We start from the raw sequence: 24,435 nt of genomic DNA on the forward strand, positions 1-24,435 counted from the left end.
CGAAAGGTTATTATAGTGTCATTTGGGCATATGCTTTTACCATAGAAATATTTTTTTGTACTAAAGCAATAATTTCAAAGCACTGGATTAAGTAGTATATTTTATGCTTTAAAAAATTGTGAATAGAAAAGTATAAGATTTCCTGTAGCTTCTGCATGAGCAGTATTCAGCAGATCCTTTCACATATTATGAACCTATAGGGTTTAGGCCTTCGTTAGAAAAAATGTAAATTGCACACAAATTTTTTTAACGTATTAAAATATTATTCTGATATGTCTACAGGATTTTATAAAGTTCCTACACCAAGCAACGAACCCGTATACGATTATGCGCCTGGTACGCCCCAGAGAGAGGCTTTGCAGGCTACCCTGAAAGCTATGAAAGAAGCACCCGTAGAGGTTCCTCTTTACATTGGAAGCGAACAGATAAAAACTGAAAATAAAAAAAGACTTGCTCCTCCTCACGATCATCAGTTCACACTGGGCCATTACCATGAGGGTGATGCGTCTCATGTACAGCAGGCAATAGATTCTGCACTGAATGTGAAAGAAAGCTGGGAAAATATGTCATGGGAGCATCGTGCCAGTATCTTCTTAAAAGCAGCGGAGCTTATCTCCGGCCCCTATCGCTACCAGATGAATGCGGCTACCATGCTGGGTCAGTCTAAAACTGCCCACCAGTCTGAGATTGATGCTGTATGCGAGCTGATAGACTTTCTGCGCTTTAATGTGCACTATATGTCTGAAATTTATGGCCAACAGCCTCCAATCTCTCCAAAAGGTATCTGGAACCGCCTCGAGCAGCGTCCACTGGAAGGTTTTGTCTTCGCAATTACGCCTTTCAACTTTACAGCTATCGCTGGCAACCTGCCTGCTTCACCTGCCATGATGGGCAATGTAGTTGTATGGAAGCCTGCTGAAACCCAGATCTATGCAGCTAATCTGCTGATGAAAATTTTTCGCGAAGCAGGACTACCCGATGGGGTTATCAATCTTGTTAATGTGGATGGTCCGGTAGCCGGAGAAGTTGTATTTAATCATCCTGATTTTGCCGCGCTGCACTTTACCGGAAGTACTAAAGTATTCAAACACTTATGGAAAACAATAGGAAACAATATAGATAAGTACCGCTCTTACCCCCGTATTGTGGGCGAGACCGGAGGTAAAGACTTTGTAGTAGCTCACCCTTCTGCCGACACCAAAGCTGTAGCTACCGCCCTGGTGCGAGGAGCTTTTGAGTTTCAGGGCCAGAAATGTTCTGCGGCCTCTCGTGCCTACATACCCAACAATCTGTGGGAAGAGATCAGAGGTTACGTACTAGCCGACCACAAAAACCTGACGGTAGGTGATGTGCAGGACTTCAGCCATTTTATGGGAGCAGTAATCAGTGAGACGGCTTTTGATAAGATAGCCGGTTATATAGACTACGCCAAAGAGAGTGATATGGCAGAAGTAATCGCCGGAGGGGAGTATGATAAGTCTAAAGGCTATTTTATACAGCCAACTATTATTGTAGCACATGACCCCAAATTTAAAACTATGGAAGAGGAAATCTTCGGACCTGTGCTTACCATTTATTTATACCAGGCTGAGCGCTTTGAAGAAACACTGGAACTTGTAGACCAGACTTCTCCTTATGCGCTTACCGGGGCAATCTTCTCTCAGGATAGAGCTGCCATTGAATTAGGCATGCGTAAACTTCGCCATGCTGCCGGAAACTTCTATATTAACGATAAGCCTACAGGAGCTGTAGTAGGCCAGCAGCCATTTGGAGGAGCTCGTGGCTCTGGCACCAATGATAAGGCTGGGGCTATGATCAACTTATTACGCTGGGTTTCTCCTCGTACTATTAAGGAGGCCTTTGTGCCGCCGGTAGATTACCGCTACCCTTATATGGGATAAGCATTAACTCATCCTTACCAGCCACTCTTTTTAGGGTGGCTTTTTTTATGCCTGTTCACCCTATTCGTACTCATACGATTCCAGTCTCACTCAATTTTTTTCATCCAACTCTGTGGTTCAGGTAATACCAGGTAGCCAAAAGCTATTTTTTTGATGATAATATTATAAGCCCTCCCTCTCTTTTTGCTAATACGCTCAGGTAAAGCTGACTACCTTTTGCTAAAGTTTAGCGCATTTCTAGTCAATTTTCTTAAACACCTATACAAATTATAGTATAACACTGTGAATAAATCACGCGCAAGTTTAGTCCTATCTTTTAAAATGAGCTTGTCCTAAGGTTTATCATATTTGCAACATGCTCATACCAGCAAGCTACATTGAGTAAAATTACACTCTTAAACCATTTATTAATATCAAACTTATGAAATCATTAAACGTACTTTTGTCCCTTGCTCTTTGCCTGGCCTTTTTAGTATCGTGCTCAGAAGAAGAGGACAAAATTGACCCTAATGCCAGTCTGATAGGTAGCTGGAACCTAATTGATATGCAAGGAGAGGGCTCCTCTTCTGTAGAATACAATGGACAGGAAACCACTTCTGAATTTACAGTTACAGGAAAGGATTTAGCTCTATCTACAGAGTTTACAGAAGAGCCAAACAATTATACTTCTAGCGGCTCTTATACTGCAATGATGAAAGTCTCTGCCAATGGTCAGACGCAGGAGACCGAAATACCCATGATGCCTTTTATTCTGGGCGGGACCTGGGAACAGGATGGCGACAAGCTGATTATCACTACTGCCGGGCAGGAGACGCAAGAGGCTACTATTGTAGAACTAAGCGAAAAAGTACTAAAGTTAAAGTATGACTATGAGTACGATATGTCTGCCGGAGGTATGTCTACGGTGTATAGCATTAAAGGAACTTATGAATTTGAAAGAAAATAGTCTTTGTTTTCACTCATTTGTTTTACCGCTTTGCTTCGGCAGAGCGGTTTTTTTATGCCTTAGTATCTTATCAATAAGTCAGTTTTATATATGTATTGGCACAGTAAAATAGTAAATAAGTAGGTAAAGCTTAGAGTAGTAGCCCTAACGGCAGAATAACACACGGTCCCAGATATGATGATGCGTCTGCTCACCATTGGTAAGCCGCAACCCCACACTTAACCTAATCTCGTAAGCGCAATTTTTTAGATCACCAAAATTACCAATGTACTTGGCCGTACCATGCGCCTCCTCTCCAGGACTAGGAAATACAATAGGTTCAAAATTATTTGTTGCTCCCGGCCCGCTAAATGTGAGGCTTACATCTCCCAGATTGGGATTTGCTGCTGTATAAGCTACACTGATAGCATCGGTGATTTTGCTACAGCCGCCTTCGCTTTCCAGTTCTTTTAGGTCAAGACTGGCAACGCCCAGTTCCGTACTTACTGCCCCAGGCGCCCAGGAACCTCCTTGTGGCACATTTTGATAAAGGGTGTTAAACACAGCAATAGGCCTTGAAGTACCTGCCAGCACCTCGCTGGAAATATTGCCGGCCTGCCTTTTCTTCATCCGCAGGCTGAAGTAGCGATTCTTTTGTAAAGGAGCTACCACCGTGGTAGTACTGTTTCCTGGTACTAAAGAGGCCATATTTACTGCTCCTACCGCCAACTTATTAGAAATAAGATTGAGTAGGCGTCCGGTAAGTGACTGGGCTGCCTGTGGAACAATAATCCAGTTACCATTAAAGTTAACATCTATCTGCCCTGCCTTGGCATTAATGGCATAGATATCAGGATCGTAGTAAAAGAAGGGGTAGTTGGGGATGCTCACAAACTTAGGTGTAAGCCCTATTATAGTGCCATCCCCTATATCAGTTTTGAGCACATCGGTCCAGGCTGATTCATTGCTAGGAATAGGATCGCCAGGGTTTGCCAATTCGGTATATTGAAACATATACTCCATAGGCTGGCCATTCAGCGTCTTTTCCAGCGTACCCAGAAGTGCCAGAGTACCATAGAAAGCCAGCTCATTCCATCCGGTTTCCATCTTGTTGGCCGTACGCCCATCCGCTGGATTAATGTTAAGGATAGCGTGGTACCTTCTGCTTTCTCCTATATGAAAAAAAGAAGAGATAGGCTCTCCTTTGCTCCCCTCTATACATAGTCGTACACAAAGACAGTTGTCTACATTTTCACGCCCAGGTTTACGTGCTTCAGAGGAGTCTTCTTCATAAAAGACAGAGCCACCCAGGGCAAATTTAAAGTAGATATCGGGACCATTGCCTAGCGGAAAAACAGGCGTTTCTACATTTATAAAAGGAGATAAAAAGGTTTTCTTAAAGTCTTTGGACCGGTAGTAAATACAAAAACGCCCCTGAGCATCGGTAATGGCACTAGCCAGGGTATCGTCGCTGATTACGTCATCATCCATCGCAATCACTTCTATGCCAGCCTGTGGCTGTTGCGATTTGCAGTCTCGCAAAGTACCACAGATAACCCAGATATCCAGACGCTTGAGGATAGTGCACCACCACTTGCGTGATGCACGGTGATTCCATTGGGCAAATAATCCATCATTGGTTTCGCGCCAGCGTGGCTGTAATACGTCCAGCGTTACTTGGAAAGGAGTAAAGTTTTTAGGTTTCTCCCTATCTTCCTGCCCATAGTCTGGAACATCGGGGTAGTAAAGGTCAAACTCCAGCGCTTCACCTTTATACTTCTGCTTGTCTCCATCAATTTCAAAAGTGTAGTTACCCACGGCATCGGTAGTAGTTTCTGCCAACAACCTTTTTTGTTTGGCTTTCACCTGCTTCTCTTCCAGCATCTGAAAAGCTTCTTTAGCCGGAGCACTAATGAGTGAGGAGCCCTCTTTCTCCTGAACATACAGTCTAACAGTGGTGTGTGAGATGGGGTGTTGGCGGTCGTCGCAAATAATCGCGTGCAATCGCCCTCTTAAATAGAACTTCATATAATTAGGGGTTTGATTGTGCTTTACTCTTAGTGTAAGGCCAATCACCATACGTAACCTTATAACCCCTGCCTTAAGAAATAGACAAAATGACAGTTGAAACTGGTTTCGCTTCCTTCAAATGTTTGCAGATCCCTCCTCTTACTATACCCCCTCGCTTCAGTCGTAGACTGAAGTGGGCAGCTCAAAGCAAACCTGCGACTTGCAGCTTAATAAAGAAAAAGCTACGCCCTGATTTTTTAAATTTCAGTTGCAGACTGAAGCTAGATACGATCTTTGGAAAGGCAGTTCAGGACAACATTATCAACGATGCCTTCCAGATATATCATCAGTGATCACCAGGCTTTATATTTTGTAACTTTCACCACGGTAGAATGGATAGATGCCCTACCTAGACTTGCTTATAAAAATGTTGTTGTAGAAAGTTTAAGATACTGCACTCAGGAAAAGGGTTTAATAATATGTGCTTATGTTGTTATGAGTAATCATATACATCTGATCATTTCTGCTCAGGAAGGGTTTAACCTATCTGACATATTGCGGGATTTGAAAAAGTTTACCAGTAAAAGACTAATTGAAGCTATTATCCAAAATCCGCAGGAAAGCCGTAACCGCTGGATGCTTTGGATCTTCCGATCTGCGGGTCAGCGTAATTCCAACAATAAATATTATCAATTCTGGCAACAGGATAATCACCCTGTTGAGCTATCAAACAATCAGATGATGGATCAAAGGTTAGATTATATTCATCAGAACACTGTAGCAGCAGGGCTGGTATATGAAGTCAACATTATGTCTATAGTAGTGCTATTGATTATGCAGGCGGTAAAGGATTATTAGACATAACCTTGATTAATTAAAGAAGTTGAAAACTTCAAGCCTAGCTATTTTGTAGTCTTCAGTTGCAAACTGAAGCCAGAGAGAGATTCAATTGGCTCTTTTAAAACTTGCTCCATCCCAATGTTAAGTTTAACTTTTTTTCTATGTTCAGTTTTTCAACCCCTCCCTTCAGTCTGTGACTGAAGGGTATAGATCAAGGCAAGTCTATGACTTGCAAAACAAGAAAGTCAAAATCATCAAGCTATTTTGTAGTCTTCAGTTGTTAACTAAAGTTTATAACTCATTGTATCAGACTTGTAGGCGGTAAGCACTTTCCTGCGCCTGAATCGCTAATTCAGCAGCCAGAAAGCAATGGTCTTGCGTCATAGCTGTTTCTGTACGATTAACAACATCACTGACCAGCTGCTCCCCGTATGGCATATGCAGGCCAGTACAGTCATAATACTTAGTTTCTTTCTGATCTACCAGAAATAAATGGTTTCCACCTTTACGTCCGGCAATGTCAATATACTTACGGCACTCTATATAGCCTTCTGTTCCAAGGATAGTCAGCCGCCCATCTCCCCAGGTATCCAGCCCATCGGGTGTAAACCAATCTATCCGGATGTAGCCAGTAGCTTTGGGGCTGCGCACTTGCATATCGCCAAAATCTGCGAACTCAGGATATTTCGCATTGTCAAAATTGCCAATTTGAGAAGTTACAACTTCTGCTTCTCTGGAGTTAGTATAGAATAAAAACTGATCACACTGATGTGAGCCAATGTCGCATAAGATTCCTCCGGCCTTGTCTGGATCAAAAAACCACTCAGGTCGTGTGTGTGGACGCATACGATGTGGTCCCAAACCTATTGTCTGCACCACCTTACCTATAGCTCCTGACTGTACCAGCTTAGCTGCCTGAACAGAAGCAGGATTGGCCAGACGCTCACTATACATTATGGAGTAAATACGCTGGGTTTCCTTTTGTACTGTCTTCACCTCTTTAAACTGCTCCATATTCACTATGCCGGGCTTATCTACCATATAGTCTTTTCCATGCTGCATAACTCGTATCCCCAAAGGAGCACGCTCTACAGGAATAGCCGCACTGGCTACCAGCTGTATGCTTTCATCTTCCAGTATTTCTTCTATAGATTGAGCAATTTTTACTTTGGGGTAGCGCTTCACAAAGTTTTGCAGCAAATCAGCCTCTTTTGCATAAACGGCTACGAGTTCGCCACCGCCACCTAAGAGGGCCTCTACCTGCCCATAAATATGGCCGTGGTTTAGTCCAATTACAGAAAAACGGATAGACTCTTTAGGAGATTCAGGTGTATTGGCAGCGAGCTTTACTTCCTGAATATGTCTTCCAGCTGGTGCGTGTGAGTTGCCAAAGATGTTATCTGGTAAGACTAAGGCAGTTGCTGCCAGCGAGCTTTTAAGAAAGTGACGTCGTTTAGAATGCATTGACTTGAATTTTAGGTTGTTATACAAGTATACATCGCTAGCCTCACGGATTCAAATAATTATTTGAATTATACTACCCAAACTTCTTTCCCTACGAAGGGGTTTAAAGAGAGAGGCATTTTACTGTGTAAATGAGCACAGATAGCTTGAGCTAATCTCCCCTTCCCCTTTCGCAAAAAGAGGAAAGAGAGAAAGCAGGGGTAGCTACCTCTGCGAAACAGTGCAACTTATACTCTTTCCAGCTTAATTGGATAGGTTTGGTTAGCATTCCACTGGCAGACGTAGATATTTTTATCTTCGTCTATGCATACATCGTGGCAGTGGTTAAAGAGTGGCGTCTCTTGTACCATAAGTTGTAGCTCACCATTCCGATACTCCGGCTTGGTACCCGCTGGGTTGGAGACTACCTTGTTGTTTTTATCTAAAATAGTAACAAAGCCTGAATCGGGAGTCTGGTTGAGATACTTTAACCTTGACCAGCATACACCAGAGTAAATATTATCTTCGTCTATTACAGGACGGCAAACAAACGCACCCGGCAAAAAGATAGTAGACATATACTTGCCATCCAGAGAATAACGTTTAAAGGCATTATGTGCACGTGAAGTACACAATAAGGTAGGCTCTGCACCATTACGCTGGTCTATACATACGCCATGTACCGTTCTAAATTGCCCCTCTTCATCTCCGTTACCACCAAAGTGGCGAATGTATTTTCCTTCAGCATCATACTGTATCACGTACTGAGAACCATATCCATCAGCTACGTAGATATCTCCATTAGGAGCTACGGTAGTTTCTGTAGGTTTAAAGGGCATATCTTTTTCGTAAACACCAAGTTCATGAGGTGTCTGCAAAGTCATAAGTACTTTTCCTTTAAGATCAGTCTTTACTACTTTGCCAATGTTAGGGTCGCAGATAAGCAGGCGATCTTCTCCTCCTTCATCAAAGATGCTTAAGCCATGCCCACCGGGGTAGTCGGAGCCCCAGCTTTCCAGCAGCTTACCCGATTTATCGTAGATAATGATATTATTCTTGGTCTCATCCGTTACCATAATAAGGCGACCCTGAGAGTCCATTACCATCTCATGGCAGTTGTTTACGGGTGTTTGAGAAGGGTTGAGGTTACCCCACTCCTGGTGTACCCGATACTTAAACCCATTATGACCTAATACATCTTTGCCCAGCTTTGGCTTGCTTTTTTGTATATAAAAATTAAGATCAGGACGTAAAAATATGCCTCCAGCCAGGGCAGCGCCACCTTTTAAAAAGCTACGGCGAGGGTTAGGTATAGTAGTCTTCATTTGATTATTCAGTAAAATTAATTTTATGCTATAATATCATTTACAACTTTGCCATGTACATCTGTGAGACGGTACCTTCTGCCCTGATGCTTAAAGGTAAGCTTCTCATGATCCACCCCCATAAGGTGGAGCAGCGTAGCCTGAAAGTCATGTACGTGTACCGGATCTTTAACAATATTGTAGGAGAACTCGTCGGTTTCTCCGTAAGTCATTCCTTTTTTGACACCTCCGCCAGCCATCCAGATGGTAAAGCAGCGTGGATGGTGGTCTCTGCCATAATTGGTAGGTGTAAGCGTACCCTGAGAGTAATTTGTTCTACCAAACTCTCCTCCCCATACCACAAGTGTATCTTCCAGCAGGCCTCTCTGCTTCAGGTCTTTGATGAGTGCCGCAGATGCCTGATCCGTATCCTGTGCCTGTGAGCTGATCTGGTGAGGCAGGTTATCGTGCTGATCCCAGCCCAGGTGATAGAGCTGAATAAATTTAACATCACGTTCTGCCAGTCGTCGTGCCAGCAGGCAGTTGGCCGCATAGGTTCCTGGCTTGCGAGCGCTCTCTCCATACATCTTGAAAACATCGTCAGGCTCATCGGAGAGATCTAGCGCATCGGGTACAGAGGTTTGCATACGGTAGGCCATTTCATACTGAGCTATGCGCGATTCTATTTCAGGATCACCGAAGTCCTGCAAACGCATCTCATTAAGTTCTGCCAGGTAGTCTAGTACCTTACGGCGGGTACCTGCGTTAATACCATCTGGATTGTTGAGGTACAGCACCGGATCGCTCCCCGACCTGAACTGAACCCCCTGATGCAATGAGGCCAGAAAGCCATTGCCCCAAAGGCGAGAGTAAATAGGCTGCGGGCGAATAGCTCCACGAGAGAGCAGTACAATAAAGGTAGGCAGGTTCTGGTTATCGCTACCCAGTCCATAGCTCATCCAGGAGCCAATACTGGGGCGGCCAGGCTGTTGCGAACCAGTCTGGAAGAAGGTGATTGCCGGGTCATGGTTAATCGCTTCGGTATGCATAGACTTTATGAAGCACAACTCATCTGCTATCTCGGCTGTATGAGGCATAAGCTCACTCACCCAGGCCCCGCTTTGCCCTCTTTGTTTAAACTCAAAGAGTGAAGATGCTAACGGGAAAGAGCTTTGTCCGGCGGTCATACCTGTAAGACGCTGCCCCTGTCGTACTGAGTCGGGTAGTTCTTGTCCATGCATCTTTCTGAGCATGGGTTTGTAGTCAAAGAGATCCATCTGAGAAGGCCCTCCACTCTGGAAAAGGTAGATTACTCGCTTAGCTTTAGGCGCAATATGCAGTTTATCTAGTATACCTTGCAAAGGGTTAGCAGCAGGGCCTTGCGAAGCAGAGCCAGAGCAACCCAGCAGACTACCTAAGGCAGCACCTCCTATGCCCATACTGAGGCGGGACAGGAAGTGGCGGCGATTCATTTGATGGAAGTGTTCGCTTAGTATATCCATGAGTTGTTTTTTTAGCTTCTAAACTTGGCTTCGTCCAGGTTAAACAATGTATTTGCAACTACCGAGAAGGCAGCAAGCTGTACCTTATCCAAATCGGCATGATATGCCGAGTTTCCCACTTTAAGCAAACTCTCGGCTTCATCTCCGGCTTCCTGGTAATAGCTTAGTTTCTCTTCATATAACCTTTTCAGTAAAGCCATTTCTTTCTCCTGAGGCTCACGAGAAGTTACTGCTTTAAAGCCATAGCTCAGTTGTTCTTCTAGGGAGGCTCCACCATGCAACAGCATACGCTCCGCCAGTTTACGGGCTGCTTCCACAAACTGAGGGTCGTTAAGTAATGCCAGTGACTGCAAAGGGGTACTGGTACTTTGCCTCTTGGCAGCGCAGAGGGTTCGCTCCGGAGCATCAAACATCACCATGGTAGGTGGGGGTATAGTACGCTTCCAATAGGTGTAAATGCTTCTCCGATATAAGCCTTCATCCTGGCTCGCGCGATACTTATTTTCCCCTATCTGGTTAGCCATAGCTTTCCAGATGCCCGCCGGCTGATAAGGCTTTACCCATTTTCCTCCAACGCTATCATACAGTAGGCCACTTACTGCTAGGGCATTGTCTCTAAACATTTCTGCTGTTAGACGCACATTAGGACCTCTCGCCAACAAAAGGTTTTCAGGGTCACGTTTCTGCTTTTTAGAGTTAAGCTGTGCCGACTGCTGATAGGTCGCCGACATTACAATTAGCTTTTGCAGTGCTTTTACGTTCCAGCCCGACTCTCTAAATTCTACTGAGAGCCAGTCCAGCAACTCAGGGTGAGTAGGCAGGTCTCCCTGATTGCCAAAATCTTCGGAAGTTTTTACGATGCCTTTACCAAAATACATTTGCCAGAAGCGGTTAACAGCCACCCGTGTAGTAAGCGGATGCTCAGGAGCTAGTAGCCATTTCGCCAGGCCAAGGCGGTTAGCAGGATAAGCTGTTGTATCGAAGCTGAGGACAGCTTCAGGTGTGGCTCTTCTTACCTCTTCGGTGGGGGCATCGTAGGCCCCTCTCGCTAATAGGTAGGTGGGCTTGGGCTCTTCGTTCTCCTGCATAACCATTACTTGCGGAATACTTACATCCAGCCGACGTAAGCTATCTAAACGGTGACTCATTCGCTGGTATGCTTCATTTTCCGTTTGCAAATAATGCGCATAGAGGCTGCCCCTGTCTTGAGCTACTTCTACTTCGGCAAGTTTCTGTACTTCCAGCGGTGTCAGGGTACGATGATAAACTCTTAGCTCGTCAATTTTTCCTCCTGTAAAGCCATAGGTATCAGTAGAGCGGTTACGATGGTTCCAGTGGCCTACCAGAAAATCATTACCATTAAGGATGGAGCGCCTGCCCAGATTATCTTTCTTGATATCTACTGCCTGAAGCTGCCCATTGATATACAGCTTTACGCCTTCTGCTCTAGATGAACCATCATAAGTGGCAAATACATGAGTCCATTTAGCAGCGGGCACTTTTGCCTTTGTCTGCACTTCCAGGTACGCCTGGTTTTCTCTATGAATCAACCTTAAGCTGAGGCGATTATCTTTAGTTAGAGTGAGGTCATAACCCTGACGGCTAATCTCTCCATTACGACGACTAAATAGCCCGGCACGTTTTTCATGAGCATTGCTATGGTTGATCCAGGCCCCCAGCGAGAAGTGGTGATGGTAGTCAAAGTCAGCAATATCGCCTAACGTCAGGAAGTCAGGACCATGAAATTGTAAAGCTTTACCATACTTACCCTCTACATGCTCTGGTTTTACTATATTCTCTGCCAGTCCAATATTAACTCTTCCTGGCAGCTCGCTGTAGTCTCCTCTAAACTGCCCTACTTCAGTAACATCCAGCTTAAAGTATGCGCTTTGGCCTGATTCTGTATCTATTGCTGCTTGCTGCTGCTGGCTAAGCCATTGCTCAAATTTTGCGTCAGGCTTTTGCTCAAGCTGCTGTAGTTCACCCTCCAGCCGCGCAATGGTTTTATCTACAAATTGTTTTTTGGCTTCCAGTTCTGCGCTCTCCACTCTGATAGCAGGGTGCGGAGCTTCATTCAAATAATCGATTCTGCCTCGCTCAGGGATGTTATTAAAGAAAGCATAGAGTTGAAAGTATTCCTTCTGAGAGATAGGATCGTACTTATGATCGTGGCAGCGGGCGCACTCTACGGTAAGCCCTAAAAAGGTGGTAGAGAATGTATTGGTACGATCGGCTGCATATTCGGTAAGGTACTCTTCTTCTATTACGCCTCCTTCCTGGGTAATGGCATGATTACGATTAAAGCCAGTTGCCAGCTTTTGCTCGTAGCTGGCATTGGGTAATAAATCGCCAGCCAGCTGCCAGCTTACAAACTTGTCATAAGGAAGGTTTTCGTTAAAAGCTTTGATAACCCAGTCGCGCCAGGGCCACATGGTGCGGGGGCGGTCATCCTGATAGCCGTGCGAGTCCGCATAGCGCGAAAGGTCCAGCCAAGTGGTAGCCATATGCTCTCCATAATTCTTAGAGGCTAAGAGCCTATCCACCAGCTTTTCGTAAGCCTCGGGCGAGTCATCTTTTACAAACTTATCAATTTCTTCTACCGTTGGCGGTAAGCCGGTAAGGTCAAAAGTAACACGGCGAATAAGCTTTTCTTTTTTTGCCTGAGGTGCGGGTTCTAGCTTTTCGTTCTCCAGTTTGGCTAATACAAAACGATCTATAGGGTTATTAACCCAGTCTTCATTTTCTACTTCGGGTAAGGCTGACTTTTTGGGAGGGATAAAGGCCCAGTGGTCTTTCCATTCTGCTCCCTGTTTAATCCATTTTTTTATGACATCAATCTCGTAGTCAGTCAGTTTAAGATTTGCTTTTGGCGGGGGCATTACCAAGTCCGGGTCTGTAGAAATCATACGAAGAAAAGCCTGGCTCTCCTCCGGCTTGCCTGGCACAAAAGCATGGCCTTCACTTTCTTTAAGGGCACTTAGCGCTCCTTCTTCGGTATCCAGACGTAGGCCTGCTTCTCTGTTACCATTATCCGGACCATGGCAGGCAAAGCAGCGATCGGATAGAATAGGCTTGACGTGCAGGTTAAAATCTACTTTTTGTGGCACTTTCTTCGCTATAGCCTCGGGGCCTTCCTGCTGCTGGCAGCCCCAGGAAAACAAGCCTAGGGGCATAAGCAAAAGCCAATACTTAAGACGGGTGTTGATAATTTTAATCATGAAGTAGAGGTTGTTGTCTTACAAACTCGGTTTAGCCAGGCAGCGCTAGCTAAGCAAATCTTTGACCACATGCCCATGTACATCGGTAAGCCTAAAGCGGCGCCCCTGATGCTTAAAGGTAAGGCGTTCGTGGTCTACACCTAGTAAATGTAACAAGGTTGCCTGAAAATCGTGAACATGAACCGGATTTTCTGTCACATTGTAGCCAAACTCATCCGTTTCTCCATAAGAGAAGCCTTTTTTAACGCCGGCTCCTGCCATCCAGATGGTAAAGCAACGAGGATGATGATCTCTGCCATAATTGGTTTTAGTAAGCTTTCCCTGCGAATAGTTGGTGCGACCAAACTCTCCTCCCCACACCACCAGGGTATCTTCCAGCAGACCTCTTTGCTTCAGGTCCATGACCAAAGCCGCCGAGGCCTGATCGGTAGCCTGGCACTGCCCTTTAATATCATTGGGCAGATTACCGTGCTGATCCCAGCCCATATGGTAAAGTTGTACAAACTTTACATCACGTTCTATCAGCCTACGTGCCAGCAGGCAGTTAGCCGCGAAAGTTCCTGGCTTACGGGCATCGGCTCCGTACATGTCATAAATATAATCCGGCTCTTTGGAGACATCCATAACTTCGGGCACGGAAGTCTGCATACGATAGGCCATCTCGTACTGAGCAATCTTGGTATTAATTTCTGGGTCCTGAATACGGCTAAACTGCTGCTGATATATCTTTTGCAGATAGTCTAAAGCCCTACGACGGTCGGTACCGCTTACGCCGGGCGGATTGTTTAGATAAAGCACAGGGTCTTTGCCTGAGCGGAACTGTACGCCCTGATGTAAAGAAGGCAGAAAGCCACTACCCCAAAGACGCGAATATAGTGGCTGCCCCCCATCTCTGTTTCTGGAGAGCATTACGATAAAGCCAGGCAGATTTTCGTTTTCGCTACCCAGCCCGTAGCTCATCCAGGCCCCAATGCTGGGGCGGCCGGGCTGCTGGGAGCCGGTCTGAAAGAAGGTTACGGCAGGGTCGTGGTTAATGGCATCGGTATGCATAGACTTAACTACACACAGCTCATCTACCACTTTGGCAGTATGCGGAAGCAACTCACTTACCCACATGCCACTTTTGCCATAGCGCTGAAAGTCAAACTGAGCCCCTGCCAGAGGTAAAGACTGCTGGTTGGCTGTCATACCTGTAAGGCGCTGGCCCTGTCTTACCGATTCTGGCAGATCTTCGCCATTCATCTCTCTCAGCTTAGGTTTGTAATCAAACATATCCAGCTGAGAAGGCCCGCCGCTCATAAACAGGTAGATAACTCGCTTAGCTTTAGGAGCATGATGTAGTTTGTCTAATACTCCGCCACTACCTGGCGCTGCCATGGACGATAAGGGGTTTACCAATGAAGACAGCGCTGCCGCTCCTAAACCCAGGCTGGTTTTAGAAAGAAAGTGGCGGCGGTTCATCTGGTATGCTAAAGACTTCTCTATGTTATTTTCTTCCATTTCGTTTAGCGTTGAAATACAATTGAAATGATGGCCTCTGTATGCTTGCTTGTATAAACAAGCTGTAGAAGCGGTAAATAAGTAGCTTTATCGTAGTGTGTAGAATTCATCGTGATTCATCATTACGTTAGACACTACAGCCAAAGCTGCCGTTTTGGACAAGTCAAGCTGTGGATCTCGTGGCTTATCTCCTACACTAAGCAGTGCTTTCGCATTTTCTGGCTCTGCACTGTACTTTTTCAGCTCTTCCTGATACATATGGGTAAATACTTCCAGCTCTTCAGCCAATACTGCTCTGCCGGTCAGTAGTTTAAAGCCATAACTCAACTGCTCTTCCAGTTTGTTACCACCTTCTTTCTGTATTCGCTCGGCCAGTATGCGCGATGCTTCTACATACTGTGGGTCGTTGAGTAAAATCAGTGCCTGTAAGGGGGTGCTGGTTACCTGCCTTTCTACTGTGCAAACATTTCGTGCATCTGCATCAAAGGTGAGCATGGATGGGGGCGGTATAGTACGCCTCCAATAGGTATAAAGGCTACGGCGGTACAAATCGTCTCCCTTGCCCGCTTTATACTCGCGCTCCCCTACGACCGAGGCTTTTTCTTTCCACAGGCCGGCGGGCTGATAAGGTTTTACACTTGGCCCTCCTATTTTTTTGGCTAAAAGCCCGCTGGCTGCCAACGCATTGTTACGGATCATTTCAGCGGGTAGTCGGTGGCTTGCCCCACGAGCCAGCAGCATATTCTGAGGGTCTTTCTTCAACAAGTCTTCACTTGCCTGAGACGACTGTCTGTAGGTCGCCGACATTACAATCAGCTTTTGCATAGCTTTTACATCCCAGCCCGACTCTACAAAATGTACGGCTAACCAGTCCAGCAAGGCGGGGTGGGAAGGGAGACTTCCCTGGCTTCCGAAGTCGTCAGGTGTTCCTACAATCCCCTCTCCAAAAAACTGCTGCCACAAACGATTGACAGCTACCCTTGCAGTGAGCGGATTGTCTGGGTGCGTAAGCCATTGCGCTAGCCCCAGGCGGTTAGCCTCAAGGTTATCAGGAAAGCCAAATACAGTCTCAGGTGTACCGGGAGATACCTCCTGCCCGTGGGCATCATAGCTACCTCGCTCCAGCAGATAAGTAGTGCGCGTCTCTTCTCTATCACCCATCACCATCATTTCAGGTACTGCGCTTATGGTATCGTTCTGAGCACGGCGTAGCCTCTGTAGGGCACGTAAATTTTCCTGATAAGCTTTGCTTTGGGTGCTTAGGTAGTATTGAAACAAACCTTTGTTTTCAGCCATATTTTCAGTAGACTGAGACAGTAGTTTTTCCAGTTTAGCTGTCTGGTGGGCCAGCAGTAACACTTCGGGTGAGCTTAGCTCACGATCAAAGACCATAATTTCATCTAGCGCCCCATTGCCAAAGCCCTTCTCATTATCTCTGGTACCTAGCCTCAGATAACGATTAGAGCCAAACTGCGAAATAATAGGCAGGCTGCTCTGATATAGGTTATCTCTTTTTACTTCTACATCTACTGCTTCCCCATCCAGGTATATACTGATACCAGAGGCGCTACTGGAACCATCATAGCTAATAGCCACTTGCTGCCATTCGTCAAATCTGACTGGCTTTTGGCTTATCAGCTGAATTGCATTGTACGGAAACTCATGCGACAGACGAAACTCCAGTTTGTCGCCACTAATGAGCACTTCATAACCCCTGTACCCTCCATAGTAACCGCTGGAGTATGAAAGTACTCCAGCATAATCTTTTACTTTTGGAGTTTTCATCCAGAAACTTATGGTAAAAGGGTCAGAGCGTTCAAATTCCTGAAGGTCCAGTCCCGCGCCATCAATTCCATTAAAAAGGCTTGCCTTACCTACTACCCCTTCCGTTTCGTCTATGTGCTCCAGTTTGGTATGACCTCTCTTACCCATTGGGTAATGCGCAATAAGTCCTTTTGGCTTTTGAGTTTTGAGTAAAGCTGTCTGATTATTTTGCTGTAACCACTTGGTAAATGATGTCTTCTCACCGGCTTTAACATCTGCCAGCTTCTGCTCCTGCTCCAGTATTTTAGATTTCAGGAATGCTAATTGTGCCTCGGTTTCTTCATTGGTAAGCAACAGAGCAGGGCCCGGAGCTTCTCCTCCATCGCGAGGTGGGCGACCTACCTCATCCGTATTATTAAAAAAGGCAAACATTTTATAGTAGCTTTCCTGAGAGATGGGATCGTACTTATGATCATGGCAACGAGCACACTCCATGGTAAGCCCAATAAAAGCTTTTCCTAAAGTGTTGGTACGGTCGGCTACATATTCTACCCTGTATTCTTCTTCTATAATTCCTCCTTCTACATTTTGTACATGATTACGGTTGAAGCCCGTAGCCATAATTTGCTCCTGGGTAGCATTTGGTAAAAGGTCTCCGGCAATTTGCCAGCTTACAAACTTATCGTAAGGCAGATTGCGGTTAAAAGCACTAATCACCCAGTCACGCCAGGGCCACATATAGCGAAACTGATCGTCCTGATAGCCGTGTGTATCGGCATAACGGGAAATTTCCATCCACTGTGAAGCCATTCGCTCTCCGTAGTGAGGAGAAGCCAGTAAGCGGTCCACCAGCTTCTCATAAGCATTTTCAGAGGTGTCGTTTAAAAAATAATCTATCTCTTCAGGGCTGGGAGGAAGGCCGGTAAGATCAAAGCTTAGTCGGCGGATAAGTGTTTCTTTAGAAGCTTCAGGGCTTAAGTTCAGGCTTTCACGCGCCAGGCGTCTCATCACAAAGTGGTCTATTTCATTGTTAGCCTGGTCTGCCTCAGCAACCTCCGGTACCTCCTGTTTGTCAGGCTTAATAAAAGACCAGTGTTTTTTGTAGGCAGCCCCTTCTTCTATCCAGCGTGTGAGTATAGCGATTTCATACTCACTTAGTTGTAAGTTTGACTCCGGTGGCGGCATTTTAAGCTCGGGATCGTCGCTAACCATTCGGATGTAGACCTCACTATCTTCTGCATACCCCGGTACTATCGCATGCCGATCTTTATTTTCTTTCAGGGCAGCATATGCCCCCTCTTCCGTATCCAGGCGCAGACCTGCCTCCTGCGTATTTTTATCAGGGCCATGGCAGGCATAGCAGCGATCAGAAAGGATGGGCTTTACATGAAAGTTGAAGTCAATCTGCTGGGGTAGCTGTGCTTCTACTTCCGGAGAAAACTTTACCTGCTCCGGGCCGCAGGCAAAAAGACAGAGTAACAAAAAGGTATAGACTATGCCTAGGTTTTTCATAAGACAGGTTCTTAGCAATATTGAGTGTATAAGTTAAAAAACTATATACTATTTTGCATGAGCGGCACCTATATTAGGCAAAAGCTATAATCATTTCGTTAAAATCGTATCACTACATCATTAAACCTACTTACCCATTTAGCTTGCCTGAGCACTTGCTGAAATATTCTTTCTCTTAAGACTAACTGTATGTTAAAAGCTTACCTAGAGTTTCTGGCATCCCTCAAACTTGATAATCGTTTGCGTAGCATTCGCTGCCTGGAAGAAGACCTGAGAGGAGAGCTTAACCCGGCTTGCCTGCTGGATGAGCTTTTCTTTGAGAAAAAACAGTGGGTAGATTTTGAGACATTCTACGATATGTATCTGGAGGCTAAGCTAGAGCAACTTCAAGTCCGCTTTCAGGATAAAAAACAGCAAGATCTACTAAAAGGCTTAAAGGCGAGGCTATATCGTACGCAGTGCGGTATATTAACGGAGTATCAGGCTTTTCTGGCTGCCAGGCTGGTTTTTGGTGAGCAGTATGTTCACCGAAGTATTGCCCAGGACAAAAGAGGGGTTGACTTTAGCATTTGGCATCAGCAAAAAACTTATCACGTGCACATTTTTGTAGATAGCAGCAGGGCATGGTACTACCGCCAGTACAAAAGTGAATTTAAAAACGTAGAACAGTCGGCAGGAATCCACATCAACTTTCCTTATGCCCTTGCTCCCGGCAAGCTCAACTCACTATACTACCTGCCCAATGGCTTTGGTGTATATACACCCGCCTACCTCCATTATTTACATACAGAGCTTTATTCAGGGAAATTATTGAAGAATCAGGTCTGCGGAGTAAAAGAGGATGGTTTCATATACCGGAGTATTTCTTAACTTGTCGCCTGAAATTGCGAAAGCAGCATGAGTGAGCCTTATACCTTATACCTGGACAACTGCTACGGCCTTAGCCAGGTGGCCGATGAAAGTGTAGATGCGCTGGTTACTGACCCTCCTTACGGCATTGGTTTTCAGACCCATGCCTGGGATCGTAACTTACCTGACCCACAAATCTGGAACGACTGTCTGCGGGTGCTGAAACCCGGAGCTTTTGGGCTTATCTTTTCTTCTGTGCGTTTGATGCACAGGCTGATGGTAGCAGTAGAAGATCGGGGTTTTCTAATAAAAGATGTGTTGTTCTGGGCTTTTCTTAATGGTATGCCTAAAAGTAGAAATGTTGGATTGTCTATTGATCGTAGCCTGGGGGTAGAGAGTGAAGTGGATGGCTATTATCAATATGTGCAGGGGTATAAAAAAGGCGGTGCCGACAGTTACACCATTAGCGAGAAAAAGGCAAGGTGCAAGCCTGCTTCTGAAGAAGGTAAGCGATATAATGGTGCAGGTTTGGGTGTAAAACCCGCATATGAGCCTATCATCCTTATCCAAAAGCCTCTGGATACAAACTGCAATGTGGCTGAGAATATTATTAAGCATGGTACAGGAGCCCTCAACCTGGAAGAGACAAGGCTGCCTTTTGAAAAAGGAGAAGCTGGTAAGATAGGCCATAACCCTCACCCCAAAGGGAGAGTGCCCGCTAATATTATCCGTACAGAAGCCTGGGATGATGGCTATGATAAGTTTTTTCTGGTACCTAAAGTTAGACAGCACGCAGAGGACTTTAACAAACACCCTACCCTTAAGCCCGTACAACTCATGCAACATTTGGTAAAACTGGTAAGCTTTGAAGGGCAGCTCGTGCTAGATCCTTTTATGGGTAGTGGTAGTACCGGAATTGCCTGCCAGCAACTAGAGCGCAGATTCTTAGGCTACGAGTCTAATGAAGAATATTATAGAGTAGCTCAGAAAAGACTGGATATGGCTGAACCATTATCTCCTAACGAAAAGAAAGCCTAAAGCTGTATTCATCAACCTACTCTACCTTCTAAAAGAAAGTATGGGATGAGTCTATCTGTAAGCCTGGGCAAATATTTTCTGGTGACGCAGCCATGTTTAACCAGTTTTTCCACTATTTAACCAGCTTAAATTGGTTTGAAACTGTCTCTACTCCTCCATGCCAAGTCATCTTTGATAACCTGCTCTCTAGCACTCACAACAAGGTTCGCAAATCTCATATCGGTTTTTGCATAAGATTTAATTCTATAAAACAGAAGCAGCTAGTTTTAGATATTAGGTTATTTACTGAAAGTACACAAAAAAACCTCTGCTTACGCAGAGGTATATTAATTTACCAGACAATACTAAATTTATAAAAACTCTTTCACTGCTTCGCTTAGGTCGTAAATTTTGTTATTCAGCTGTTTTTCTAAGATACTACTTCCCGCAGCTGAGCGATAACCTCCTGCACAGTGTACCACTACAGGCTTATCGGTCTGTATTTCATTTGCTCTTTCCCTGAGCTCATATAGTGGGATGCTTTGTGCATTATCAAAGAGTTTTTCTCCTTCGGACACATTACGGATATCTACCACATGATAGGCCTGGGGGTTCTGTTTAAAGTCGTCCAGATTAAACTCAGCACTTTTTTCTGTCAGATCTTCTTTAACGACTACAGCTCCTTTGATTTGCTGCTCATAACCAATTTTAGCTGCCTTACGAATGAGTTCTTCTAACTCGTTTTCGCTTTCTGCAAGCAAGTAATAAGCCTCTTCGGGCTTTACAATTGAGCCGAGCCAGGTTTCAAACTTTGCTCCATTCATTATATTGATAGCACCAGATGGGTGACCTTCTTTGAACTTCTCTTGTGGACGGCTATCTACTACAAGAGTTCCTTTCTCTATTTGCTCCACCTGCTTTAAACGCGGAACAGCTTTAATGCTATCTTCTAGAGCCTGCGCACCTTTTCGGTTTACTTCTACATCGTAAGGGAAATAATGAGGTACAAAAGGTTGACCTTCCAGTAAGGCTTCTACAAAAGCTGCTTCTTCTTTAATCTGAAATGCCCAGTTGTCTTCTTTCTCTCTTCCAATTGTACTGGATTTATCTGTGCTCATATTTTTTCCACATAACGAACCTGCTCCGTGGGCCGGATACACAATTATGTTTTCATCTAATGGCTTGTAGACCTCATTAATAGTACGAAACATTTTACCGGCCAGCACTTTTCGCTGAGCTTTAGTTTTGCCTGCACCTTCTCTTAGATCAGGACGACCTACATCGCCCACAAATAAGGAGTCACCTGTAAATATGGCATAGGGCTTGTTTTCTTCATCATACAGCAAATAAGAGCTATGGTCAGGAGAGTGTCCAGGAGAATAGAGCGCCTTAATTCTAAGCTTACCCAGCTGTAATTCTTCTCCGTCTTGCAAGATACGATGCGGATAATCTGCTCCCATGTCCGCATTAATATATATTGTAGCTCCTAATTGTTCGTGAAGTTCTTTATGAGAACTGACAAAATCCGCATGAGGATGGGTTTCCAGTACCGCTACTATTTTAGCATTGTTTTGTTGTGCAAAGTCCTGATAGGGCTTTGGGTTTCTTGCCGGGTCTACTACTGCTACCTTTCCTTCACTTATAATTGCATAGGAGGCATGAGCCAGTCCTTCATCATAAAATTGCTTAACTTTCATATCTTCAGTAATTCTTGATTTAACATTTCTATTACTATTAAAAACGCAACACATGAAAATATGTTCATGTGTTTCTTTATAAATTTATTTAATACTACAAACTCACTTACAGGCATTGCATATGTTTGGTTTGCATCAGACACAAAAAAACCCGATGTGGTATGCATCGGGTTAAATGTTTTTATAGTAAAACAAAATCAGCCTTTGAGTAAATGACTTTTAAGGGCCTCTAAATCCGCTGGAATAAGAGTAGCGTTCTTTTCTGACTGCATGATAGCCTGAAGGCTTTCTGGCATTTTTACAGATTCGCCTATCGTATCCTCTACAGTATCTACAAATTTAGCCGGGTGGGCAGTAGCCAGAATTACGCCATAAGAATCTTCTTTTTGCTGAGCCTGATAATCTTTCAGTCCTAAATAGCCTACTGCTGTATGCGGGCACATGGTATAGCCGTAGTATTTGTCAAAAACTTCTTTTATAGCTTCTGTTGTTTGTTTATCGGTATAGCGTGCACCGCTAATGTCTTGCTGTATATTATTTAGCAATTCTGTTTCACTAGCTGCTGGCCTGGTCTGGTAGAAAGCCTGTAAACGAGCAAAATTGCTAGGATTACCTACGTCCATAGCATTAGAAAGAGTCTGCAACGAAGGCTTAGGCTCAAAAGCACCACCCTCTAAATATTTAGGTACAATATCATTAACGTTGGTAGAGGCTACAATATGTTGTATAGGTAAACCTAAACGCTTGGCAATAAGACCTCCGCATAGATTTCCGAAGTTACCACTGGGTACCGCAAAAACTAATTTTTTATTGGCATCAAATGAAAGTTGCCTTTTTAGCTGTGCATAAGCATTGAAGTAATAGAAAGATTGCGGAATTAGGCGACTAATATTGATTGAATTAGCAGAAGACAGCTTCAGCCTGGCACGTAGATCTTTATCTAAAAAAGCCTCTTTTACCATTCGCTGGCAGTCATCAAAAGTACCTTCTACTTCCAGCGCCTCTACATTATTGCCTACTGTGGTCAACTGCTTCTCCTGCAGTTCACTGACTTTACCTTTAGGGTAGAGCAGCGTAACTTTGATACCTGCTACGTTAAGAAAACCCTGGGCTACCGCCCCACCAGTATCCCCAGAAGTAGCTACCAATATATGAATTTCTTCATCGGAAGGGCTTTCCTGCAAAAACCATGACATGGTACGGGCCATAAAGCGTGCACCAAAATCTTTAAAAGCCAGCGTAGGTCCGTGAAAAAGTTCTAGTACAAACTTCTCATCATCTAGTTTGGCAAGCGGTGCTGGAAAATTTACTGCATCGTCTATAATGTCTCTCAACTTAACGGCAGGAATCTCTTCGTTGAGCAAGGCATCGGCTACTTCAAAAGCAATCTCCTGAAAGGTGAGATTCTCTATATTTTCAAAAAAACTGTCTTTGAGTTCAGGAAAATATTCAGGCATGTATAAACCTTTATCTTCGGGCAAGCTATTGAAAAGTGCCTCCTGAAAACTTACTTTATTGCTACGCTGCTGATCGTTGGTACTATATAAATGCATGAGAAAAAGTACAGGTTGATGAATGTAAGAGTGAGTATATTAATTGTCTGCTTAATTAGTCAACTACCCGAGGGCCATCTCGGTTGATAGGCGACACATAAACTTCGCTATCAATATTGAGCATTCCGAAGGCATTTTGCATCTTTCGCCCTACCTCTATGGCAGTTTCTTCATCTTTACTTAAAGCGAAGACTGACGGACCTGAACCAGAAATACCACAGCCTAAAGCCCCAGCACGCATAGCGCTATACTTTACACTGTCGAAGCCTGGAATCAGGATAGAGCGAATAGGCTCGATAATTACGTCCTGCATGGATCGGCCAATAAGATCATAATCGCACTGCCAAAGTCCGGCAACCAGGCCGGCGGTATTTCCCCACTGTATGGTCGCATCTTTAAGAGAAATCTGCTTGCGTAAAATACTACGTGCATCGCGAGTTTGTACCTCTACCTGTGGATGAATAACCGTTACCCATAACGATAAAGGAGTGGGTATAGAGATTACATCCAGTGGCTCGTAGCTCCTTACCAGTACAAAGCCTCCAATAAGCGCGGGAGCTACATTATCGGCATGGGCAGAGCCACAAGCCAGCCTTTCTCCTTCCATCGCGTAAGGTAAAAGTCCTTTGCGCTCAGGGATTGCTTTTTCTGGCTCATGCCTTACCAATAGTTCGTTAATCGCATGTAAGCCGGCAACGGCACTCGCCGCGCTAGAACCCAGCCCACTGCCTAAAGGCATATTTTTATAAAGGGTAATACTGGCTCCGTACTTTGAGTCCACATCTTTTAGAAGTTGTTGCACAACCAGACTAACTGTATTTTTATCAGGATCCAGGGGCAGTTTACCTTCATCACCGATAATTTTTTCTATCTCTACTACTCCTCGTTTATCGGTTAGACGCATTACCACCTCATCACCAGGTTGCTCTATGGCAAACCCCATGATATCAAATCCACAGGCTACATTGGCTACGGTAGCCGGGGCAAACACGCGTATGCTTTTTTCCAAGATTATGAGTAATTATTTAGAAGATAGATTGGAGGAGTTATAACAAACTCAGTCATTTTCTATCCATTTGACAAGCAAGTTGCAAAAATAGTGAATTATCGCAAAATAATTCATGCTAAAGCCTGATGCGCTGTATGAGCGGGTAAAGGGCTTGCTTTTAAGTTTAAGCTAAAAATTGTAAATAACTACCACATCACTTTGGAAAGAAAATATTTACTTTCTTAATAGAGCAGCAACAATAGCAAACTTTCTGCTTATTACTAAAACCTATGAGTGCTATGGCAAATATGGGGACATCTTAAGGAAGGCAATTACGCGGAAAGCACAAAAAAACCGATATCCGTAAAACAGATACCGGTTCCACTAATAATCACTCTATTCAAAAATCCTA

The 24,435-nt window shown here is 44.5% G+C and carries 16 protein-coding genes; 6 read left to right on the top strand and 10 right to left on the bottom strand.

Going from position 1 to position 24,435, the window contains the following annotated elements; all coding sequences use genetic code 11:
• Positions 1-272 precede the first annotated feature (272 nt).
• Together pruA and PZB74_RS06065 are read left to right on the top strand one after the other, a co-directional pair.
• A complete protein-coding gene (gene pruA / locus PZB74_RS06060; protein WP_302241472.1) occupies positions 273-1,901 on the top strand; it encodes an L-glutamate gamma-semialdehyde dehydrogenase in 1,629 nt (542 codons plus the stop codon).
• A 421-nt stretch (positions 1,902-2,322) separates the two neighbouring features.
• Entirely contained in the window at positions 2,323-2,847 is a 525-nt protein-coding gene (locus PZB74_RS06065) for a lipocalin family protein (protein WP_302241473.1), read from the top strand.
• A gap of 144 nt (positions 2,848-2,991) precedes the next feature.
• Here PZB74_RS06065 and PZB74_RS06070 read toward each other — a convergent pair whose 3' ends face one another.
• Positions 2,992-4,854, bottom strand: a complete 1,863-nt coding sequence (locus PZB74_RS06070; protein WP_302241474.1) for a transthyretin-like family protein — start codon at positions 4,852-4,854, stop codon at positions 2,992-2,994.
• An 89-nt stretch (positions 4,855-4,943) separates the two neighbouring features.
• Between PZB74_RS06070 and PZB74_RS06075 the strand changes: the two genes are divergently transcribed.
• Positions 4,944-5,189, top strand: coding sequence for a hypothetical protein (locus tag PZB74_RS06075; protein ID WP_302242873.1), 246 nt, complete (start codon positions 4,944-4,946; stop codon positions 5,187-5,189).
• Entirely contained in the window at positions 5,164-5,694 is a 531-nt protein-coding gene (locus tag PZB74_RS06080) for an REP-associated tyrosine transposase (protein ID WP_302241475.1), read from the top strand. Before PZB74_RS06075 ends, PZB74_RS06080 begins: the two co-directional genes overlap by 26 nt.
• Before the next feature lie 288 nt (positions 5,695-5,982).
• Here the strand turns inward: PZB74_RS06080 and PZB74_RS06085 are convergent, their stop codons facing one another.
• The 6 genes from PZB74_RS06085 to PZB74_RS06110 all read right to left on the bottom strand — a co-directional run bounded on the left by PZB74_RS06085 (position 5,983) and on the right by PZB74_RS06110 (position 17,919).
• Positions 5,983-7,140 (bottom strand): Gfo/Idh/MocA family protein, encoded by a 1,158-nt coding sequence (locus PZB74_RS06085; RefSeq protein ID WP_302241476.1) that lies wholly within the window; start codon positions 7,138-7,140, stop codon positions 5,983-5,985.
• A 227-nt stretch (positions 7,141-7,367) separates the two neighbouring features.
• Complete coding sequence (locus tag PZB74_RS06090) at positions 7,368-8,444, bottom strand: NHL repeat-containing protein (protein WP_302241477.1); 1,077 nt, start codon at positions 8,442-8,444, stop codon at positions 7,368-7,370.
• A 23-nt stretch (positions 8,445-8,467) separates the two neighbouring features.
• The gene (locus PZB74_RS06095; RefSeq protein WP_302241478.1) at positions 8,468-9,925 is read right to left on the bottom strand and encodes a DUF1501 domain-containing protein; all 1,458 of its coding nucleotides are present in this window, start codon (positions 9,923-9,925) and stop codon (positions 8,468-8,470) included.
• 11 nt (positions 9,926-9,936) lie between these two features.
• Entirely contained in the window at positions 9,937-13,143 is a 3,207-nt protein-coding gene (locus PZB74_RS06100; RefSeq protein WP_302241479.1) for a DUF1553 domain-containing protein, read from the bottom strand.
• Between the two features lie 45 nt (positions 13,144-13,188).
• Complete coding sequence (locus tag PZB74_RS06105) at positions 13,189-14,643, bottom strand: DUF1501 domain-containing protein (protein ID WP_302241480.1); 1,455 nt, start codon at positions 14,641-14,643, stop codon at positions 13,189-13,191.
• A gap of 87 nt (positions 14,644-14,730) precedes the next feature.
• The gene (locus tag PZB74_RS06110) at positions 14,731-17,919 is read right to left on the bottom strand and encodes a DUF1553 domain-containing protein (protein WP_302241481.1); all 3,189 of its coding nucleotides are present in this window, start codon (positions 17,917-17,919) and stop codon (positions 14,731-14,733) included.
• 189 nt (positions 17,920-18,108) lie between these two features.
• On the opposite strand from PZB74_RS06110, the gene PZB74_RS06115 reads away from it, so the two are divergent.
• Together PZB74_RS06115 and PZB74_RS06120 are read left to right on the top strand one after the other, a co-directional pair.
• On the top strand, positions 18,109-18,789 hold the full coding sequence (locus PZB74_RS06115; protein ID WP_302241482.1) for a TaqI family restriction endonuclease: 681 nt from the start codon (positions 18,109-18,111) through the stop codon (positions 18,787-18,789).
• Positions 18,790-18,816: 27 nt separating this feature from the next.
• Positions 18,817-19,806 (top strand): DNA-methyltransferase, encoded by a 990-nt coding sequence (locus PZB74_RS06120; RefSeq protein WP_302241483.1) that lies wholly within the window; start codon positions 18,817-18,819, stop codon positions 19,804-19,806.
• A gap of 350 nt (positions 19,807-20,156) precedes the next feature.
• On the opposite strand, the gene PZB74_RS06125 is transcribed toward PZB74_RS06120, so the two are convergent.
• The 3 genes from PZB74_RS06125 to PZB74_RS06135 form a co-directional block, all read right to left on the bottom strand.
• Positions 20,157-21,482: an MBL fold metallo-hydrolase gene (locus tag PZB74_RS06125; RefSeq protein ID WP_302241484.1), complete on the bottom strand. Its 1,326-nt coding sequence runs from the start codon at positions 21,480-21,482 to the stop codon at positions 20,157-20,159.
• 197 nt (positions 21,483-21,679) lie between these two features.
• Complete coding sequence (gene thrC / locus PZB74_RS06130; protein WP_302241485.1) at positions 21,680-23,035, bottom strand: threonine synthase; 1,356 nt, start codon at positions 23,033-23,035, stop codon at positions 21,680-21,682.
• Between the two features lie 55 nt (positions 23,036-23,090).
• Positions 23,091-24,044 (bottom strand): homoserine kinase, encoded by a 954-nt coding sequence (locus PZB74_RS06135; RefSeq protein WP_302241486.1) that lies wholly within the window; start codon positions 24,042-24,044, stop codon positions 23,091-23,093.
• Positions 24,045-24,435: the final 391 nt, after the last annotated feature.

Origin of the sequence: Porifericola rhodea, from assembly GCF_030506305.1 — a bacterium.
Lineage (GTDB): Bacteria > Bacteroidota > Bacteroidia > Cytophagales > Cyclobacteriaceae > Catalinimonas > Catalinimonas rhodea.

Bases quoted from the DNA above. Each gene is read 5' to 3' on its own strand.
- PZB74_RS06110 (WP_302241481.1), bottom strand. From the start codon at position 17,919: ATGAAAAACCTAGGCATAGTCTATACCTTTTTGTTACTCTGTCTTTTT.
- PZB74_RS06085 (WP_302241476.1), bottom strand. From the start codon at position 7,140: ATGCATTCTAAACGACGTCACTTTCTTAAAAGCTCGCTGGCAGCAACT.
- PZB74_RS06080 (WP_302241475.1), top strand. From the start codon at position 5,164: ATGCCTTCCAGATATATCATCAGTGATCACCAGGCTTTATATTTTGTA.
- PZB74_RS06075 (WP_302242873.1), top strand. From the start codon at position 4,944: ATGACAGTTGAAACTGGTTTCGCTTCCTTCAAATGTTTGCAGATCCCT.
- PZB74_RS06105 (WP_302241480.1), bottom strand. From the start codon at position 14,643: ATGGAAGAAAATAACATAGAGAAGTCTTTAGCATACCAGATGAACCGC.
- thrC (WP_302241485.1), bottom strand. From the start codon at position 23,035: ATGCATTTATATAGTACCAACGATCAGCAGCGTAGCAATAAAGTAAGT.
- pruA (WP_302241472.1), top strand. From the start codon at position 273: ATGTCTACAGGATTTTATAAAGTTCCTACACCAAGCAACGAACCCGTA.
- PZB74_RS06095 (WP_302241478.1), bottom strand. From the start codon at position 9,925: ATGGATATACTAAGCGAACACTTCCATCAAATGAATCGCCGCCACTTC.
- PZB74_RS06070 (WP_302241474.1), bottom strand. From the start codon at position 4,854: ATGAAGTTCTATTTAAGAGGGCGATTGCACGCGATTATTTGCGACGAC.
- PZB74_RS06115 (WP_302241482.1), top strand. From the start codon at position 18,109: ATGTTAAAAGCTTACCTAGAGTTTCTGGCATCCCTCAAACTTGATAAT.
- PZB74_RS06090 (WP_302241477.1), bottom strand. From the start codon at position 8,444: ATGAAGACTACTATACCTAACCCTCGCCGTAGCTTTTTAAAAGGTGGC.
- PZB74_RS06100 (WP_302241479.1), bottom strand. From the start codon at position 13,143: ATGATTAAAATTATCAACACCCGTCTTAAGTATTGGCTTTTGCTTATG.
- PZB74_RS06125 (WP_302241484.1), bottom strand. From the start codon at position 21,482: ATGAAAGTTAAGCAATTTTATGATGAAGGACTGGCTCATGCCTCCTAT.
- PZB74_RS06065 (WP_302241473.1), top strand. From the start codon at position 2,323: ATGAAATCATTAAACGTACTTTTGTCCCTTGCTCTTTGCCTGGCCTTT.
- PZB74_RS06120 (WP_302241483.1), top strand. From the start codon at position 18,817: ATGAGTGAGCCTTATACCTTATACCTGGACAACTGCTACGGCCTTAGC.